The 16,736-nt window shown below is 65.0% G+C and carries 13 protein-coding genes and 2 pseudogenes; 11 read left to right on the forward strand and 4 right to left on the reverse strand.

Going from position 1 to position 16,736, the window contains the following annotated elements:
- The first annotated feature begins 101 nt into the window (after positions 1 to 101).
- The 5 genes and pseudogenes from ACSFBE_RS13860 to ACSFBE_RS13880 form a co-directional block, all read left to right on the forward strand.
- On the forward strand, positions 102 to 326 hold the full coding sequence (locus ACSFBE_RS13860; RefSeq protein WP_435490968.1) for an acyl-CoA dehydrogenase family protein: 225 nt from the start codon (positions 102 to 104) through the stop codon (positions 324 to 326).
- A gap of 112 nt (positions 327 to 438) precedes the next feature.
- Positions 439 to 633: pseudogene (locus tag ACSFBE_RS13865) on the forward strand (acyl-CoA dehydrogenase family protein); the annotation flags it as partial.
- The gene (locus ACSFBE_RS13870) at positions 607 to 1,137 is read left to right on the forward strand and encodes an acyl-CoA dehydrogenase family protein (RefSeq protein ID WP_435491074.1); all 531 of its coding nucleotides are present in this window, start codon (positions 607 to 609) and stop codon (positions 1,135 to 1,137) included. The pseudogene ACSFBE_RS13865 and the gene ACSFBE_RS13870, both read left to right, overlap by 27 nt.
- 320 nt (positions 1,138 to 1,457) lie before the next feature.
- Positions 1,458 to 2,465, forward strand: a complete 1,008-nt coding sequence (locus ACSFBE_RS13875) for a tripartite tricarboxylate transporter substrate binding protein (RefSeq protein ID WP_435490969.1) — start codon at positions 1,458 to 1,460, stop codon at positions 2,463 to 2,465.
- Between the two features lie 500 nt (positions 2,466 to 2,965).
- Positions 2,966 to 3,207 (forward strand): annotated as a pseudogene (locus ACSFBE_RS13880) (IS30 family transposase); the annotation flags it as partial.
- Positions 3,208 to 3,520: 313 nt separating this feature from the next.
- Here the strand turns inward: ACSFBE_RS13880 and ACSFBE_RS13885 are convergent.
- From ACSFBE_RS13885 to acnA, 3 genes are read right to left on the reverse strand one after another with little or no spacing between them, the layout of a single operon-like run.
- Positions 3,521 to 4,264, reverse strand: a complete 744-nt coding sequence (locus ACSFBE_RS13885; protein WP_435490970.1) for an ABC transporter substrate-binding protein — start codon at positions 4,262 to 4,264, stop codon at positions 3,521 to 3,523.
- An 11-nt stretch (positions 4,265 to 4,275) separates the two neighbouring features.
- Positions 4,276 to 5,172: a GntR family transcriptional regulator gene (locus tag ACSFBE_RS13890; protein ID WP_435490971.1), complete on the reverse strand. Its 897-nt coding sequence runs from the start codon at positions 5,170 to 5,172 to the stop codon at positions 4,276 to 4,278.
- A 30-nt stretch (positions 5,173 to 5,202) separates the two neighbouring features.
- The gene (gene acnA, locus ACSFBE_RS13895) at positions 5,203 to 7,842 is read right to left on the reverse strand and encodes an aconitate hydratase AcnA (protein ID WP_435490972.1); all 2,640 of its coding nucleotides are present in this window, start codon (positions 7,840 to 7,842) and stop codon (positions 5,203 to 5,205) included.
- Between the two features lie 259 nt (positions 7,843 to 8,101).
- Between acnA and ACSFBE_RS13900 the strand changes: the two genes are divergently transcribed.
- From ACSFBE_RS13900 to ACSFBE_RS13920, 5 genes are all read left to right on the forward strand, one after another.
- On the forward strand, positions 8,102 to 9,154 hold the full coding sequence (locus ACSFBE_RS13900; RefSeq protein ID WP_435490973.1) for a lactonase family protein: 1,053 nt from the start codon (positions 8,102 to 8,104) through the stop codon (positions 9,152 to 9,154).
- A gap of 77 nt (positions 9,155 to 9,231) precedes the next feature.
- Entirely contained in the window at positions 9,232 to 10,215 is a 984-nt protein-coding gene (locus ACSFBE_RS13905) for a Bug family tripartite tricarboxylate transporter substrate binding protein (protein WP_435490974.1), read from the forward strand.
- A 30-nt stretch (positions 10,216 to 10,245) separates the two neighbouring features.
- Entirely contained in the window at positions 10,246 to 11,232 is a 987-nt protein-coding gene (locus tag ACSFBE_RS13910; RefSeq protein WP_435490975.1) for a Bug family tripartite tricarboxylate transporter substrate binding protein, read from the forward strand.
- A complete protein-coding gene (locus tag ACSFBE_RS13915; protein WP_435490976.1) occupies positions 11,229 to 11,738 on the forward strand; it encodes a tripartite tricarboxylate transporter TctB family protein in 510 nt (169 codons plus the stop codon). Before ACSFBE_RS13910 ends, ACSFBE_RS13915 begins: the two co-directional genes overlap by 4 nt.
- A 9-nt stretch (positions 11,739 to 11,747) precedes the next feature.
- Complete coding sequence (locus tag ACSFBE_RS13920) at positions 11,748 to 13,247, forward strand: tripartite tricarboxylate transporter permease (RefSeq protein WP_435490977.1); 1,500 nt, start codon at positions 11,748 to 11,750, stop codon at positions 13,245 to 13,247.
- Between the two features lie 49 nt (positions 13,248 to 13,296).
- On the opposite strand, the gene ACSFBE_RS13925 is transcribed toward ACSFBE_RS13920, so the two are convergent.
- The gene (locus ACSFBE_RS13925) at positions 13,297 to 14,940 is read right to left on the reverse strand and encodes a carboxylesterase/lipase family protein (RefSeq protein ID WP_435490978.1); all 1,644 of its coding nucleotides are present in this window, start codon (positions 14,938 to 14,940) and stop codon (positions 13,297 to 13,299) included.
- 457 nt (positions 14,941 to 15,397) lie between these two features.
- On the opposite strand from ACSFBE_RS13925, the gene ACSFBE_RS13930 reads away from it, so the two are divergent.
- Positions 15,398 to 16,636: a serine hydrolase domain-containing protein gene (locus ACSFBE_RS13930; protein ID WP_435490979.1), complete on the forward strand. Its 1,239-nt coding sequence runs from the start codon at positions 15,398 to 15,400 to the stop codon at positions 16,634 to 16,636.
- Positions 16,637 to 16,736 lie beyond the last annotated feature (100 nt).

Here is a 16,736-nt window from a genome sequence, read left to right on the forward strand (position 1 = left end):
CATGGACTTCAAGCTCTCCGATGAGTCGCTCGCCATGCAGGCATCGACGCACAAGGTGGTCAACGATTTGCTCAGGCAAGAGCCGCACTTCCACGAGACAAATGAAGTTCATGCGGGATGTGGATAAGACCTTGCGGGAAATGGGCTACTACGGGCTGTCCATTCCGGAGGAGTTCGGCGGAACCCCGATCGAAAAAGTCACGTTGGGACTGGTCCAGATGGAACTCGCGCGCATGCCTCCTCAGTTCTGGCCTTCTATTCAAAACGCCTTGGGTCCCACACCGCAATTGCTGCTCCTGCATGGCACAGAGGCGCAGCAAGATTGATGGGTGCCGCGGATCGCGGCCGGCGCTACGGCCTGTTTTGCACTGACCGAGCCGGACGCGGGATCGGACGTCGCAGCGATGCGGACAACCGCCGTGAAGGGGGGACCGATGGGTCCTCGACGGCGCCAAGACTTACATTTCAAACGCCGAACACGGCGACCTGTTGCTGGTGTTTGCCAAGACGGACAAGAGCAAAGGGCGCGATGGCGTGTTAGCTTTCTTCGTCGAGCCGAAAACTGCCGGCTTCAGCATGAGCAAGCCCATTCGCACCATGGGCTTCATGACGTACGGCGTCTACGGGCTGACGTTCGACAACTGCGAGATCCCCGCCGAGAACGTGCTAGGTGAGGAGAATCGTGGTTTTCACTATGCCGTCTTGGGATTGAATGAAGCCCGGGTCAATGTCGGCTGTCAGGCCTTGGGAGGGAGCCAGATTGCCTTCGAACACGCTCTGCAGTATTCCAAGGATCGCGTGACTTTCGGCCAGCCACTGCCCAGCCATCAAGTTCTGCAACACATGCTTGCGGACATGGCCATGGACCAGCATGCCGCGCGGATGCTGCTGCTTGAAGCGGCATGGGGATGGGAAAGCGGCGTTGACGTGCGACCGAAGTCCTCTTACGCCAAAGTGTTCTGCACTGAGGTTGCAAACCGTATTGCGGACAAAGACTTGCAGTTTTTCGGAGGTGCGGGCTATTTCAAAGGCATGGTAGTTGAGCGGGTCTACCGCGAGTTGCGAGTCATGCGGATTTTCGAGGGCGCGAACGAGATCCAGCGCAACATGCTCACAAAACAGCTGCTCAAGGCATAAATCAGGTCGCCATATTGTGGACATATGACTGCCGCGGGCTTCGACACGACGGGCCGCAGCTTCGAGGCAGGTTGGTGCAGTGGCCCCGGACGGCAAGGCTTGGGCAAAGGTGGAGATGTTGGGCGCTTCAACCGCGGGCCTGTTGCCGGGCCGAAATGCCATTTCTGTGTAAAACATCCACATCATGGACATGACACTTTCGGTTCGCAGGCTCAACATTACGATTCATCGACTTTTTCTCTGGGCTTGGCTGCCGTTGGCCTGAGAGAAGTCCACGTCAGTTGACGAGAGACCGAACTAACCTAAGGTGAGACAAACCAATGAATATCCACAGTACTTCTTCGAGCCGCCGCAATTTCCTATTGGCCGCCGCCGCCACGGCCGCCTCTCTGGCGCCGCATGCGTCTTTTGCCCAGGCACCGGCCTGGCCCACCCGACCGGTGAAGATCGTGGTGGGCACCGGCCCGGGCACGGCGACCGACAACATCGCGCGTATTCTTGCGCCGCGGCTAGAGGCCATCTGGAAGCAGCCAGTCGTGGTAGAGAACAAGGCGGGTGCCGGGGGCATCATTGGCACCGAGTACACGCTGGCCGCGAATGACGGTCACACGCTTCTGATGGCCAGTCCGAGCATGCTTCTGGCGAAATACACGACCCGCAATCTCCGCTTCGATCCGCTGACGGACCTGATCCCGGTCTACCGCGTTGCCAACATTCCGGTCGTATTCGTCACCAATGCGAAAACAGCGGCGCGCGCGAAGACCATGGCCGAACTCGCGACTTTGAGCAAGTCCACGCCGCAAGGAGTCTTTTTTGGCGGAGCCGGCCGCACGTCCTTCTTCAACCTCGTGATGGCGGTTCTGGCAAAACCGACGGGAGTGCACTATTCGGCGGTTGATTTCACCGGTGTGGGGCCGATGACCATGGCACTGCTGCGCGACGACACCCAACTCTCACTCAGTGCGATCCCCTCGGTAAAAGGCCAAATTGACTCCAAGGAGTTGCATCCGCTCGCAGTGGTCGACAGCAAGCGGCTTGCCGCGCTGCCGGACGTGCCCACGCTCGAAGAAGCAATCGGCTACAAAGGCTTCCTGCCCCAATCGTGGGGCGGTATCTTCGTTCCCAAGGGCACGCCGCCGGCGGTGGTCAACGTCATCGCGCAAGCCTTCAGTACCTTGTATGCGGACGAACCGGCCCGCAAGTCATTGGAGGCTCGTGTTTCAGGCACGCTCGTCCAGTCGTCGCCTGCACAATTTGCCAAGGAGTACGCGGAGGAGGCAAACGTGTGGAAGAACACGTTCGCAACGCTGGGGATCACGCCGGAGTGATGGTGAATTTGCACGACCGGCCGGCGCGTCATAGCCCACGACGTTCGATCCATTTCACCGACGCGCCCACCTTGGTCGAAGCCGTTGCGCCAGGGTTCGACGCCACTTCGGAGGTGATCGTGCTGGTTCCGGCTAGCGCGCCTGCGCCCGCGGCCCAGAGACTGGCGTGACGATCGCCGTCTGACAAGCGATGTGCTGCGGTCACTTCCACGCGGTCGGCACCTCCTGCCGCCATTCGATCTGAAGCACGTCGATGGCGTCGGTCCAGGCCAGGCTCAGTGGCCGTGTCGGGCCTCACGGGTCGACCGAGGTCGCCCAGGTTGCCGAGGTCGGCGCGTGGACGCTGGAGGTTTTACGCAAATCCATCTCCGTGGACGTACACGCGCACGGCGGACCGCAGCGCATCTACACTCCGGCCCCTCCCAACGGCATGCTCGCTGCCGGGATGCGTGCCGGCTCCCTTGCCGTCGTGTGCTTGTCGGAAATCCCGGATGAACCCCTTCACGCTCGCCACTGACATTCAGGTCTACTTCTGTGATCCACGAAGCCCTTGGCAACGCGGGAGCAACGAGAACACGAACGGCTTGCTCAGGCAGTACCTGCCAAAGGGCATCGACATATCGAGCTACTCACAAGCCAAGCTCAATGCATTGGCGAGACATTGAATGAGAGGCCGAGAAAGACCCTCGGCTTCCACACGCCGGCTGAGATGTTCAGCCAGACCGTTGCATCGACCGGTTGAATCCGCCCTGCAAAGCGGACATGCGAAGTCGGCTGCCGAATGACGGCATAGGGCCGAGGCTGTGTGAAAACACCCGTCCCTGAGAGCAGACCTTAAAGTTGACCTCTCAGATCGCGCCAGGATCGACGGTCGCGACCGCGGGAATGGTTTTGGTACTCCTGAAAACGCTGTGTTCGCGCGTTTTCACACAGCCTCGACCCATTGCGCACATTGAGTCCGCCCGAAGCGGCCGCTGAAGATTGCGAGCTTGCGTGACAGGCACCACCGAAGAACTGAAGAGGTGCTTCACGGCTCCGCACGTTCGGCGGACCGCTTAGGTCGTCGATCCAGCGGGAGCCACCAAGGCGCCGTGGATTGCGTGCCGCACGAGTGCATCCGCGACGAAGTCTGTGGCCTTCATGTCCTCCACGAAGGCCCGAAGCACGGCGGCGGCTTCGGTGCCGCGTGACTTCGGCAGCCCCATGGCCTGCTGGATCACCATGAAGCGACCCGGCAGGAGCCGCAGGCCCGCATGCTTCTGCGCATCGGCTTCGAGTTGCTGCCTGACGCCGGCGGCCACGTCGAAGGCTTGTTCGAGAAATGTCTGCACCACGGTGGGCGAACTCGGCGCCCGGACGATCTCGGCATGCCTCAGTTCACGCGTGAGGTATAGGTCGTAGGCGCTGCCCTTGCCGACCGCGATGCGGTGGCCCGCACGGTCGACCTCGTCGTTGTCTTGCAGCGGCGATCCGTCGCGCACCAGATAGCTGCCTTCGATGAGCACGTAGGCATGGGTGAATGCGATCTGCGCGCCGCGGACCGGGTCGATGGCGAAAAAACCTATGTCCGCCTTCTCCTCGGCGACCGCCTCGACCGACTTGCCTGCGGTGTCGAACACGACCAGATCGAGGCCGACGCCCAGGCGCTGCGCGAAGGCACGCGCCAGATCGATCGACACGCCCACCGGCTCGCCCGTGGTCTTGTCCCGGTTCGCCAGGATCGGGTTGCCCAGGTTGATGGATGCGCGCAGTGTGCCGTGCGGCACGAACGCCTGGAGGATGGTGGGGTCGAGGGGCATGCGGTTCCTGGTCAGGTCTTGAGAAGGCTGCTGATCTTCTTCAGATTGCGCAGCGTGCTGGAAAGATGTTCGTGCATCGTCTTCGATGCCTCTTCGTTGCGACCGCGTTCGAGCAGGCCGAGCAGATGGAGATGCTGCTTGCAGTGCTCCTTGTAGCGGCTGCGGTCCTGCATCGATCGGTAGGAAAGCAGACGGCGTACGCGATTGACGCGACGAATCGTGTCGATGAAGAAAGCGTTGCCCGATCCCTCGACCAGCGACTCATGAAAGCGCACGCCGCGGTCGTGAAGTTGATCGGCCGTGTCGGTCTCGATGCCTCCTTCGAGCAGGTGCTTCTCGGCGGCGCGGCATCGCGCGATCACGTCCGGGGCCAATCGATAGTTCGGCTCCAGCAGCGCGGCCGGCTCGAGTGCCAGGCGAAGCCGGTAGGACTGGAGCAGGCTGTCCGCCGTCGTCAGCATCGACGAGAAAGCCCAACCATAGCCTGGCTTCTTCTCGGCCCAACCTTCGTTGGCGATGCGCCCTAACACAGCATTGAGCTGCGCCGGCGTCAGCTGGTAGCGCTGCTTCAGGAGCGCCTCGGAGAACGCCTCGGGCAGCACGCCACGCAGGCGATCGTCCGCGATGCGGAAGTAGACGTCGGTGACGACATTCGATTCGTCCAGGCCCAGTTCGTCGACCAGGGCGCGAGCCCCGTCGCCGATCGGCTTGACGAGGAAATAGCCGCGGTTCGGCTGGCGGGTCAGCACCCCCTTTTCGGCGAGCAGCGACAGCGCCTCGTTCACCGGCGAACGGGACACCCGAAGACGGTCCGCGAGAAGCTGCGCCGGCAGGTGCGCCCCCGCCGGCAAGGCGTCTGCCTGAATGAGATGGAGGATCTGCGATGAAATGGATTGTTCGGTCCGCATGGAGACGAATTCTCCGGCCTTTTCAGCGGCTCAAACGCCCGTGGCCGCGGACCCATGTCGCTGCACCATGCGCCGCAACGTGGAGGGGATCACGCCCCCGGCCTTGAGCAACTCGACCTCGAGTTTTGTCTCGACGGCCGCCGTCAGGTCGTGGCGCTCGGTGCGGCCATCGGCGCGATGCACGATGACCGGCACGCGCCCGCGCGGCACGATGTCGGCGGGCTGCGCGTCGATCTCGAGGCGGTCGCCCGCCACGAGGCTCAACGTGAAGGGCGTCATTTCGGGCGGCATGCGCAGCGGCAGCACGCCCATGCCGATGAGGTTCGAGCGGTGAATGCGCTCAAAGCTGTTGGCCAGCACGGCGCGGACTCCCAGGAGCCGCTGGCCCTTGGCGGCCCAGTCGCGCGACGATCCGGTGCCGTAGCGCTCCCCGGCGACCAGCACCACCGAATCGCCCGACGCGCGATAGCGTTGGGCGGCATCCCAGAGCGACACGATCTCACCCGTGGGCACGTGCAGCGTGTGCGCCACCGGAGCGCCCGGCGCCAACAGGTTCTTCAGAGTCTTGCTGTGGAATGCGGCCCGCACCATGACCTCCCAGTTGCCGCGCCGCGAGGCAAATACGTTCAGGTCGTTGCGGTCGTCGCCGCGCGCGACCAGAAAGTCCGCCACCAGGCTGTCCTTGGGGATCGCGCTGGCCGGTGAAATGTGGTCCGTCGTGATGTCGTCGCCCACCACGAGCAACGGGTAGGCGCTGTAGTGGCCCAGCAGGCTGCCTTCCGAGAGTTCGGCGAAGGGCGGCCGGCGCAGGGCGGTGGAGGTCGGATCCCAGGGGTACAGCTCGGTGTCGGGTGCCGCCAGTTCGTGCCACAGCGGATTGCGCGTGGCGATCGCGAAGGCCTGCCGGTAGTCGGCCGGCGCCTGCGACTGCCGCATCACGGCGTCGACCTCGTCTTGCGAGGGCCACACGTCCCTCAGGTAGACCGGCTCGCCATCGGCGGCGACCTGGATCGGGTCCACGCGCAGGTCGCGCTCCGCATCGCCAGCCAGCGCGAAGGCGATCACCAGCGGTGGCGACATCAGAAAGCCGAGGTCCAGATCCGGATGTACCCGCCCGGGAAAATTACGGTTGCCCGAGAGCGCCGCCACCGGATGGATGGCGCCGCGGCCCATCGCGTCCTGAATGGGCGCGGGCAGCGGGCCGGAGTTGCCGATGCAGGTGGTGCAGCCGTAGCCGACGATGTCGAAGCCCACCGCCGACAGGTCTTCCGTGAGGCCCGCGCGCGCCAGGTACGCGGCGGCCGCCGGCGAGCCTGGACCGAGCGAGGTCTTGACCCACGGCGGCGCCTTCAGCCCGAGCGCGCGCGCCTTGCGGGCCACCAGGCCCGCGGCGATCAGAAGGCGCGGGTCCGAGGTGTTGGTGCAGCTTGTGATGGCGGCGATGGCCACCGGGTAGCGCGGCATGTGCGCATCGGCGAGCCGCGGCTGGAAATCCAGCGCGCGCAACGCCGCGGCCGCTTCGCCGAAACCGAGCAGGTCCTGCGGCCGTCGCGGGCCGGCGATCTGCATGTCGATCGCGTCGAGGTCGATGTGGATGCTTCGCGTGTAGACCGGTTGGGCCTGCGGGTCGAACCACAGGCCCGCCGCCCGGTGGTAGGCCTCGACCCGCGCGATCTGGGCCTCGGCGCGGCCGGTCTGGCGGAGGTAGTCGAGGGTGCGGGCGTCGACCGGAAAGAAGCCGGTCGTCGCGCCGTATTCCGGCGCCATGTTGGCCACGACGCTGCGGTCGCCGGCGGTGAGCGTCGAGACGCCGGGGCCGTGGAACTCCACGAACTCGCCCGAGACGCCGATGGCGCGCAGGCGCTGCGTGACGGTCAGCGCCAGGTCGGTGGCCAGCACGCCGGGCCGCAGAGCGCCCGTGAGCTTCACGCCGATCACGTCGGGAATGCGCAGCATCGTGGGCATGCCGAACATCACCGTCTGGGCTTCGAGTCCGCCGACGCCCCAGCCGAGAACGCCGATGCCGTTGACCATCGGCGTGTGGCTGTCGGTGCCGATCATCATGTCGGGCACCAGCCAGCGTGCGCCGTCGCGCGCCTCGACGGCTACCACGGTGGCAAGCTGCTCGAGATTGATGGTGTGCATGATCCCCGTGCCCGGCGGGTTGATGCGCACGCCGCGTAGCATCTTCGACGCCCAGCGCAGGAACGAGTAGCGCTCGGCATTGCGCCGGATTTCAAACGCCATGTTGACTTCCGGCGCGTCGCTCCGGGCAAACGCCTCGACCGCCAGCGAGTGATCCACCGACACGTCCACCGGCAGGCTGGAGTTGAGCACCGACGGGTCGACCCCGGCTTCGGCCAATGTGCTGCGCATTGCAGCCAGGTCGACCAGCGCCGGCGTGCTGGTCGTGTCGTGCATGAGGACGCGGCCGGGCTGGAACGCAATCTCAGATTCGCTCGTTCCAGTCTCCGGCCAAGCCAGCAGGGCTGAAATGGCTTGCACTCGCTCCGCGCCTTCCATGTTGCGTGCCACGTTTTCCGTCAGCAGGCGTAGCACCACCGGCATGCGGGCCAACACAGGCCCGCACAGCGTAGGCAAATCAACTGCAAGAAAGGTGCACTCACTGATGTGGATCGAACGAATCGGCGTGGTCTCAGTGTTTTCCATGAGAGCATTTTGCATTTGTCATTCGTAAAATGCAATTAAGTGCTAACCCGCGGACTCGCTTGGACTGCCACATCGCGGCTTTTGAAAGTTACCCGTGACCCTGTTTCGACCCTCTTCCGCTTCTCTGAAGCCCGCCAGTCCAGCGAGGCGCCAGACGCTGCTCCATGGCTTCGCACTGGGCGGCGCCGCGCTGCTAGTCCAAGCCGGATGCGCCGCTCCCGGCGCGTCGCTCCTTCCCCGTTCGCCCCAAGGAAATCCCATGTACGCCTACGTCGGCAGCCGAACCACCCGCGAGCGCAACGCGCGCGGCGACGGCATCAGCATCTTCAGAGTCGACACCGCCAACGGAACGCTAGAGCCCGTCGACCTCGTTCGCGGCCTGGTCAATCCTTCGTTTCTCGCGCTGAGTGCCAATGGCGAGTTCCTCTACACCGTGCACGGGGACGAGAGCGAGGTCAGTGCGTTCAAGGTCGATCGGCGCACCGGCCTGCTGCACTTCGTCAACCGCCAGGACACCCAGGGCAAGAACCCGGTGCACCTGGCGCTCGACCCCACGGGGCGGTTCATGGTCGTGTCGAACCATATCGGCGCAAGCCTGGCCGTGTTGCCGGTGAATGCGGACGGATCGATCGGCGCGCTCACGCAGCTCGTGAAGCTCGAAGGCGCGATCGGGCCGCACCGCGTCGAGCAGAAACAGGCCAAGCCGCACTTCAACCCCTTCGACCCCACCGGCCGCTATGTGATCGTGCCCGACAAGGGGCTGGACCGCGTGTTCGCCTTCCGCTTCGACCAGGGGCGGTTGTTGCCGGCCGCAGCGCCCTTTGCGCAGACGCGCGAAACCGCCGGGCCACGCCATCTGGCCTTTCACCCGACGCGGCCCGTCGCATATGTGGTCAACGAACTCGACTCGACCGTTACTGCCTACCGGTTCTCGCCCGGCACCGGCGCACTGGAGCCGTTCCAGCTGCTTTCCGCACTGCCCGAGACCTTCACCGGCAACAGCCGCGCCTCCGAGATCCAGATCGACGCGCGGGGCCGCTTCCTGTACGCCTCCAACCGAGGCCACGAGAGCATCGCGGTGTTCGGCATCGATGCCTCGACCGGTGCGTTGAAGTTCATCGGGGCCGACGCCACCGGCGGCAAGACGCCGCGCTTTTTCACGCTCAGTCCGGACGGCCGCTTCATGTTTGCGCTGAACGAAGACAGTGATTCGATCGTCACGTTGGCGGTCGACCCGAGCACCGGGGCGCTGAAACCGACCGGCGCCAAAGTGTCGTCGGGCAGCCCCGTCTGCATGGTGTTCTCCGTTTGAGGCGCGCCTTGCACCCATCCCTCGACAGTCCGTCGCCCGCGCCCCGTCAACCCGCTCACATCCACCAAGGAACCCGCATGCCATCGTTTCAACGCCGCGCGCTCTTGTGCGCCTTCGCAGGCATCGCCTCGCTGCCCCTGCCTGCACTGTCGCAGGACTATCCCTCCCGCCCCGTCACCATCGTCGTTCCCTTCTCCGCCGGTGGCGGCGTCGACGCCATGGCGCGGCTGCTCGCGGAGAAGCTGCGGGTGTCGCTCAAGCAGTCGGTGGTGGTCGACAACCGGCCGGGTGCGAGCGGCATGCTCGGCGCGAGCTTTGTGGTCAAGGCCAACCCCGACGGCTACACGCTGCTGCTCGGATCGGCGGGCGAAACCGCCATCAATCCGCTGGTCTACAAGGGCAAGATGCAGTACGCGCCCGAGAAGGACCTGGCGCCCATCACGGCCGTGACGCGCGTGCCGAACGTGCTCGTCGCGAACCCGACGTTCCCCGCGAAGACCGTGGTCGAGCTGGTGGCCTATGCCAAGAAGAATCCGGGCAAGGTGACCTACGCCACCAGTGGGGTCGGCAACCCGCAGCACCTCAACGGGGAGCTGCTGCAGTCGCTCGCGGGCATCCAGATGCAGCACATTCCCTACAAGGGCGCGTCAAACCAGCTGGTCGATGTCGCCTCAGGCAATGTCGACGTGACCTTCGTCAGCCTCGCGGGTGCAACGCCCTTCATCAAGGGCAACCGCGTGAAGGCTCTGGCAGTGACGTCGGCCAAGCGCGCCAGTTTCGCTCCGGACATTCCGACCATCGCGGAATTCGCACCCGCCGCGTCCTACGACCTGGACAACTGGTTCGGCCTGTTCGCACCGGCGAAGACGCCACCGGCCGTGCAGGCCAAGCTCAACGAAGCCGTCACCGCGGCGCTGCGCGACCCCGACCTCGTCAAGCGACTGCTCGAGCAGGGCGGCGAAGCCATGCCGCTCTCGCAAACCCAGTTCCGCGACTTCATCAAGACCGAGACCGTGAAGTACGCACGCATCGTCGACAGCGCAAAGATCGTTGCCGAATAACGCTCACCCATCGCACCACCGGAGACACCCATGAACCTCTCGATCGCCACGACCCGCCGCGCCCTTCTCGGCGCATCCATCGCCACGGCACTGCTCGGCTTCACCGCGGCCCCTGCCTTGGCCCAAGCGCCCATCGACCTGAAGATCATGGCACCCGCCGGCCCGGGCGGTGGCTGGGACAGCGCGTCGCGTTCGCTGCAGCAGGTGCTCACCGCGACCGGCGCCGCGAAGAACGTGCAGGTCGTCAACGTGCCGGGCGCCGGCGGCACCGTCGGCCTGGCGCAGTTCGTCAACAACGCCAAGGGCGACGGCAGCCAGCTCATGGTGATGGGCATCACGATGGTCGGCGCGGTGCTGACGAACAAGTCACCGGTGGGGCTGGACGCGGTCACGCCGATCGCCCGCATGACCGGCGACCCGCTGGTCGTGGTCGTTCCTGCCAACTCGCCGCACAAGACGCTCAAGGACCTGGCCGCGGCGGTGAAGGCCGACACGTCCAAGGTGGTCTGGGCCGGCGGCTCGGCCGGCGGTGCCGACCACATCCTGGCCGGCCTGGTGGCGAAGGAGGCCGGTGGCGACGCCGCCAAGCTGAACTACGTGCCCTTCTCCGGCGGCGGCGAAGCGCTGGCCGAGATGCTGGGCGGCCGCGTCACGGCTGGCGTGTCCGGCTACAACGAGTTCGAAAGCCAGATCAAGGCCGGCAAGCTGCGCGCGCTCGGCGTCTCGACGGCCACACGCATCGCAGGTGTCGACGTGCCGACGCTGAAGGAACAGGGAATGAACGTCGAGGTCGTGAACTGGCGCGGCGTGGTGGCGGGCCCGGCCATCAGCGCGGCGCAGAAGGCCGTCCTCGTGGCCGCGGTCGACAAGGCGCTGAAGTCGCCCGAGTGGGCCAAGATCTCGAAAGCCCGCGGCTGGGACGATGCCTACCTCGACGCCGACGCCTTCGGCGCGTTCCTGAAGTCCGACCAGCAGCGCGTGAAGGAAGTTCTCACCACCATCGGTCTGGTCAAGTGAGCGAGCCCCAGACTCACGGACCTGGATGGCACGCCCTGGCCACGGTGGCGGGCGCGCTCTTCGTGCTCGCTGCCGTCATCGCCTATGACGCCTCGCTCATGGCACCCGCGCAGGCCGTGGGCATCGGCCCGACGCCGGCCATGCGCATGGTGGCGCTGCTGCTGGTGGTCCTGGGCATCGCGCACGTGGTCGCGGCGCTGCGCCTGCGTGCGACGCGGCGCGGCGCTCAGACCGGAGAACTCGATGCTGTGCTCAGCAACCGCGCGGCGCTCGGATGGGTGCTCGGCGGCCTGGTCGGGATGATCGCCATCCTGCAATTCGGCGGCGGCTTCGTCATCGGGTCGACATGGCTGTTCGTCGCGACGGCGCGCGCCTTCGGCCAGCCGATCCGCATCAAGTCGCCGGCCATCGGCTTCGCCCTCGCGGCGGTTGTCTTCGCCTTCTTCACGCAGGCATTGTCTCTGTCGCTTCCGACAGGGCCGCTCGAGCGCCTGTTCCTCGGTTAAAGAAACGACATGGAAGTCTTCACACTCCTCGGGCAGGGCCTGCTGGTCGCCATCCAGCCGGGCAACCTGCTGTTCGCCGGCATCGGCGTGCTGCTCGGCACGCTGGTGGGCATCCTGCCCGGCATCAGCCCTTCGCTGACCGTGGCGCTGCTGCTGCCCATCACTTTCAAGCTGGACCCGACGGGTTCCATCATCATGTTCGCGGGCATTTATTTCGGCGGCATGTACGGCAGCTCGACGACCGCGATCCTTCTGAACACACCCGGCGAGGCGGCATCGATCGCCACCGCGATCGAAGGCCACAAGATGGCCAAGGCCGGCCGCGGCGGACCCGCACTGGCGACTGCCGCCATCGGCTCGTTCGTCGCGGGCCTGATCGCCACCATCGGCATCTCGGTGCTGGCGCCGTGGCTCGTCGATTTCGCGGTGCAGTTCGGGCCGTGGGACTACTTCGCGCTGATGGTGTTGGCCTTCATCACCGTGTCGGCTACCTTCGGCGATTCGGTGCTTCGCGGCATCACGAGCCTGGCGTTGGGCCTGGTGCTGGGCCTGGCCGGCATCGACAAGCTCACCGGCCAGGCGCGATTGGCATTCGGCGTGCCGTCCCTGCTTGATGGCGTGTCGATCACGACGCTGGCGGTGGGCCTGTTCGCGATGGGTGAAACGCTCTTCATCGCCTCCCGCTTCACCGGGGTGCAGGAGAAGATCGAAGCCGTGCGCGGATCGCTGTGGATGACCAAGGAGGATTGGAAGCGCTCCTGGAAGCCCTGGCTGCGCGGCATCGGGCTGGGCTTTCCGATCGGCGCGCTGCCCGCGGGCGGCGCCGAAGTGCCGACGCTGTTGTCTTACACCCTCGAACGCCGGCTCGCCGTGAAGCCGGAGGAGTTCGGGAAGGGCGCCATCGAAGGCGTGGCCGGTCCCGAGGCCGCCAACAACGCGGCAGCGACCGGCACCCTGGTGCCGCTGCTCGCACTGGGCCTGCCGACATCCGCCACCGCCGCCATGATGCTGGCGGGCTTCCAGCAGTACGGCCTCGTGCCCGGTCCGCTGCTGTTCGTGACCAATGCCGACCTCGTCTGGGGCCTGATCGCCAGCTTCTTCATCGGCAACCTGATGCTGCTGGTGCTTAACCTTCCGCTCGTTGGCTTGTGGGTGCGCTTGTTGAAGGTGCCGCAGCCATGGCTCTATGCCGGCATTCTGGTGTTCGCCGTCATGGGCACGCTCGCCGCGAACCCGTCGACGGTCGAACTGGTGATGCTCGTGACCTTCGGCATCTGCGGCTACCTAATGCGATGCTGGGATTACCCGGTCGCGCCGATGATCGTCGGGCTGATCCTCGGCCCCATGGCGGAGAGCCAGTTCCGGCGCGCCCTGCAGATCAGTCTGGGCGATGGGCTGGTGTTCTTCAAGCATGCCGGATCTGCCACGCTTCTCGCACTCGCCTTGTTCGCGTTGGTGGCGCCGCTGATCTTCAAGGGTTTAAGGCGTTTCAAAGGTGGCGATGAGTAATGTGCCGACTGCGCATCTTCAGCGCCACGGCGCGGCTTGGGTGTCACGTTCAGAACGGCAGCGGTCGACCGAGTGCCTGGGTGTAGAACGCGTCGAAGAAATCCAGCGCCGGGCGCGACGGCACGGGGCCCGGGGCGATGCTGTCGCCGATGAACAGCGCCGGGCTGCTCGGACCGATGAATTCCGGCCAGGCCACGAGACCGTCTCCGTTCGGATTGCCACTGCGTGCGAAGTTGACAAGGTAGCTCGATGCGGCATCGGCGATGCGACGATCGGTCACGTCATAGGGCCGCGCGGGCAGCCCGCGGTCGAGGTTGTTGTAGAAGTAGACCTGTTCCAGGGAGTGGTAGGCGCCGAATTTGGCGGGTGGATCCTGTTCGTTGAATTTCTGGGTCGGGTAATAAGCCGGGCGCCGGTTGAAGTGGTAGAGAAAGGTCTTGGCCTTGCGCTGAGCCGCATGCGCACGGGCCAGCGTCCACGGCTGCCAAGCGAAGAGGTTGTCGCGCAATGGCGCGTACGCCATGGCCAGCACGTCGGCATCGCTGCTCACCGGATAGACCGCCTTGAACTGATCGGCAAACGAGCCGTAACGTGCGGATGCCGCGTTGTTGTAACCCGCGAGCGTGGTGGCGAAGGGGGCATAGGGCGTGCCCTCGTCGGCGTTCCAGCCCACCAGCAGCGGTACGTCATGCGTCTTTCCCTGAACCAACAGTCGGTCGAGCTGGTCCGGCGCGACCACGCCATCGACGATCGTGCCGACGAAAGATCCCGTGCCGGCCATAATCTGCTGCGGAGTTTTCGCGCGTAGCGCTGCCAGGTCGGCAGCGCCCAGATTGGCGGCAAAGATGCTGCCCGCAGCCTCAGCCTGCACCAGCGTCGTGTTCGACGCGCCAGCCGGCAGGTTGGCGAAGCTTTCGATCACGAGCTTGTGGAACAGCTTGTCCGCGTGCGGCGAGCCGAGCAGCACGCTGGCCATGCCGGATCCGGCCGATTCGCTGTACAGCGTGACGTTCGAAGGGTCACCGCCGAAGCCCGCGACGTTGGCCTGGACCCATTTCAGCGCCGCGATCGCGTCGAGCAAGGCGTAGTTGCCCGACACCTTCTCCGTCGATTCGGCGCTGAGCGCTGGATGTGCGAGAAAGCCAAGGGGGCCGACGCGGTAATTCAGCGTGACTACCACCGCGCCTTTATCCGCCAGACCGGTGCCGTTGTAGTTGGCCTGCGAGCCGGCGCCGAGCTGATAGCCGCCGCCATACAGCAACACCATCACAGGTCGCTTCTCGGTCGCACGGCCGGCGCCGGTCCAGACGTTCAGATAAAGGCAGTCTTCGCTCTGCGCATCGATGGGTTGGTAGAGCAGTGAGCCGGGTTGGCCCGCGGGCCGGTTGCCCTGGTGGCAGGCTGGCGAGAACGCGTCGCTGCGCCGCACGCCGGTCCAGGCGACGACCGGTGCGGGCGCGGCCCAGCGCAGTGCACCGACCGGTGGAGCTGCGAAGGGGATGGCCTTGAAGACGCGCGTGGAGGCGCTTGATTCGGGCGCCGCAGCCACGCTGCCTCCGGTGACCGCGACGATGTCGTTCCCGGCGTCGTAGTGCGCGTCCGATCCGCCTCCGCAGGCAACGGCAAGGCCGGCGGTGAACAGTGCGGGAGCCCAGTGGCGGAATCCGGGAAGGATGGGGTGCTTGGCTTTCACGGTTACTGTCCTTTGTCTCTTGGTTTTGGTGTCCGCTTTGGACTTCTTGGTCCGGGCACGCACGCGGCATCGCTGCCATGCCGATCTGAACATCATGCGTAAGCGGATGATCAGTGTGCGTTGTTGTTTGAATGTCAGTCTCTAGGGCAACTACTTACAACCATCTATCTTCCGATCCGCCATCGGCGAGCGCTTCAAGTTCCAGTGCCATCAACCACTCGGGCGAGGCCCAGGATGGGCGTCTTGGGCCGCAGGATGGTGTTCAGGGTTAACGATGAAGCACCCGCACACACCCTGCGCTACGATTTATCTCCAAGCAGTACGCATACATATCATGTGTGTGCAAATGGAGTGGACTTTGGAGCGCTTGGCGACTTCGACCGCTGTCTCCCCTCGCGCGATGGTCTCGATGAATAGCCGACCTGCCTGTTGCATGTCGGCCGACGGAGTGAACACGATGTCAATGACACGACGCCAGATTGCCTTTGGAGCTCTCGGTGGAGGGGTTCTCACCGGCTGCGGCACGCTGCCGAGTGCTCTCGGTGAAACCTCGGCAGATCGACTGGCCCGGATTGGTTCGGCGCTCGGAGCCGAAGTCGACAAGCACACCTTTGCCGGGGCGGTTTCCATCGTTGCCCGAGGTGGCAGGCTGGTGCACCACGAGGCGGTTGGTTTCCTGGACGCCGCCAAGACCCGACCCATGACCCGTGACGCGCTCTTTCGCTGGGCCTCGATGACAAAGCCGGTGACGTCGGTCGCGGCATTGATGCTGGTGGAACAGGGCCGGATGAAACTGAGCGATCCCATCACGGACTGGATGCCGGAACTGAGGGATTTGCGAGTCGAAACGCCGTCGGGCGATGTGCCGCTCGCGCGCCCCGTCACTGTGCAGGACCTCTTGATGCACACCTCGGGCTTTGTCTATGGCCGTGCCAGTCCATCGCCTCGAATCGGCAAGATGCACATCGATCTGGACATCGAGGCGCTCGCGACCGACCTGTCCAGCGACGAGATGCTTCGACGGCTCGGGACCATTCCCCTGGCTTTCCAGCCCGGGACGACCTGGAATTATTCGATCTCGACCGATGTGCTGGGGCTGCTGATCGAGCGCGTGGTCCGTCAAAGATTGGATGCCCATCTGCAGCAGACACTGTTAGGCCCGTTGGGCATGGAAGAGACGGCATGGTGGGTGTCATCATCTCGGCGTGGTCGACTGGCCGAGGCGCTCGACAGCGACCCTTTGAAGACGCCGATGCTCAGCGGCTACAGGACGGAAACAGACCCCGCCGAGCGCACGTACTTGAAGGGCGGCGATGGCCTGATCGGTCCGGGGACCGACTATCTGCGCTTTGCTCAAATGGTGCTCCGTGGCGGCACCGACGGCCGCACGCGCTACCTGTCTCGCAAGACGGTGGAGTTCATGCTTGCCGATCATCTCGCGGGTATAGCCGGAGCCCCGACGGCGACCACGGGTCCAGGGTATGGCTTCGGACTGGGGTGGGGGGTGCGCTTGCGCCAAGGTGGGGGGTGGGCGCCAGGCAGCGTCGGTGACGCCATGTGGGCGGGCATCTGGGGCACGAGCTTTTGGATCGATCCGCGTGAGCAGTTGGTCGGCATCCTGATGGTCCAAGCGCCGGCGACACGAATCCACACACGCATTCTCATGAAGAACCTGGTGTACGGCGCAGTGTCATGACAAGCCGCGCCAGGCGTCGAGATGGCTTGGTCAGCGGTGTCACGAACACCAGTGCCATCACGCCCGAGACCAGTTCCAGCGCCCGCGGGTAAACGATGAG

It is taken from the genome of Variovorax sucrosi (assembly GCF_051216635.1).
Lineage (GTDB): Bacteria > Pseudomonadota > Gammaproteobacteria > Burkholderiales > Burkholderiaceae_C > Variovorax.

What these genes read in the sequence shown, in the direction of transcription:
- ACSFBE_RS13910 (WP_435490975.1), top strand. Translation starts at nt 10,246, where the DNA reads ATGAACCTCTCGATCGCCACGACCCGCCGCGCCCTTCTCGGCGCATCC.
- acnA (WP_435490972.1), bottom strand. Translation starts at nt 7,842, where the DNA reads ATGGAAAACACTGAGACCACGCCGATTCGTTCGATCCACATCAGTGAG.
- ACSFBE_RS13905 (WP_435490974.1), top strand. Translation starts at nt 9,232, where the DNA reads ATGCCATCGTTTCAACGCCGCGCGCTCTTGTGCGCCTTCGCAGGCATC.
- ACSFBE_RS13860 (WP_435490968.1), top strand. Translation starts at nt 102, where the DNA reads ATGAAGTTCATGCGGGATGTGGATAAGACCTTGCGGGAAATGGGCTAC.
- ACSFBE_RS13900 (WP_435490973.1), top strand. Translation starts at nt 8,102, where the DNA reads ATGTACGCCTACGTCGGCAGCCGAACCACCCGCGAGCGCAACGCGCGC.
- ACSFBE_RS13930 (WP_435490979.1), top strand. Translation starts at nt 15,398, where the DNA reads ATGTCAATGACACGACGCCAGATTGCCTTTGGAGCTCTCGGTGGAGGG.
- ACSFBE_RS13870 (WP_435491074.1), top strand. Translation starts at nt 607, where the DNA reads ATGACGTACGGCGTCTACGGGCTGACGTTCGACAACTGCGAGATCCCC.
- ACSFBE_RS13920 (WP_435490977.1), top strand. Translation starts at nt 11,748, where the DNA reads ATGGAAGTCTTCACACTCCTCGGGCAGGGCCTGCTGGTCGCCATCCAG.
- ACSFBE_RS13890 (WP_435490971.1), bottom strand. Translation starts at nt 5,172, where the DNA reads ATGCGGACCGAACAATCCATTTCATCGCAGATCCTCCATCTCATTCAG.
- ACSFBE_RS13885 (WP_435490970.1), bottom strand. Translation starts at nt 4,264, where the DNA reads ATGCCCCTCGACCCCACCATCCTCCAGGCGTTCGTGCCGCACGGCACA.
- ACSFBE_RS13875 (WP_435490969.1), top strand. Translation starts at nt 1,458, where the DNA reads ATGAATATCCACAGTACTTCTTCGAGCCGCCGCAATTTCCTATTGGCC.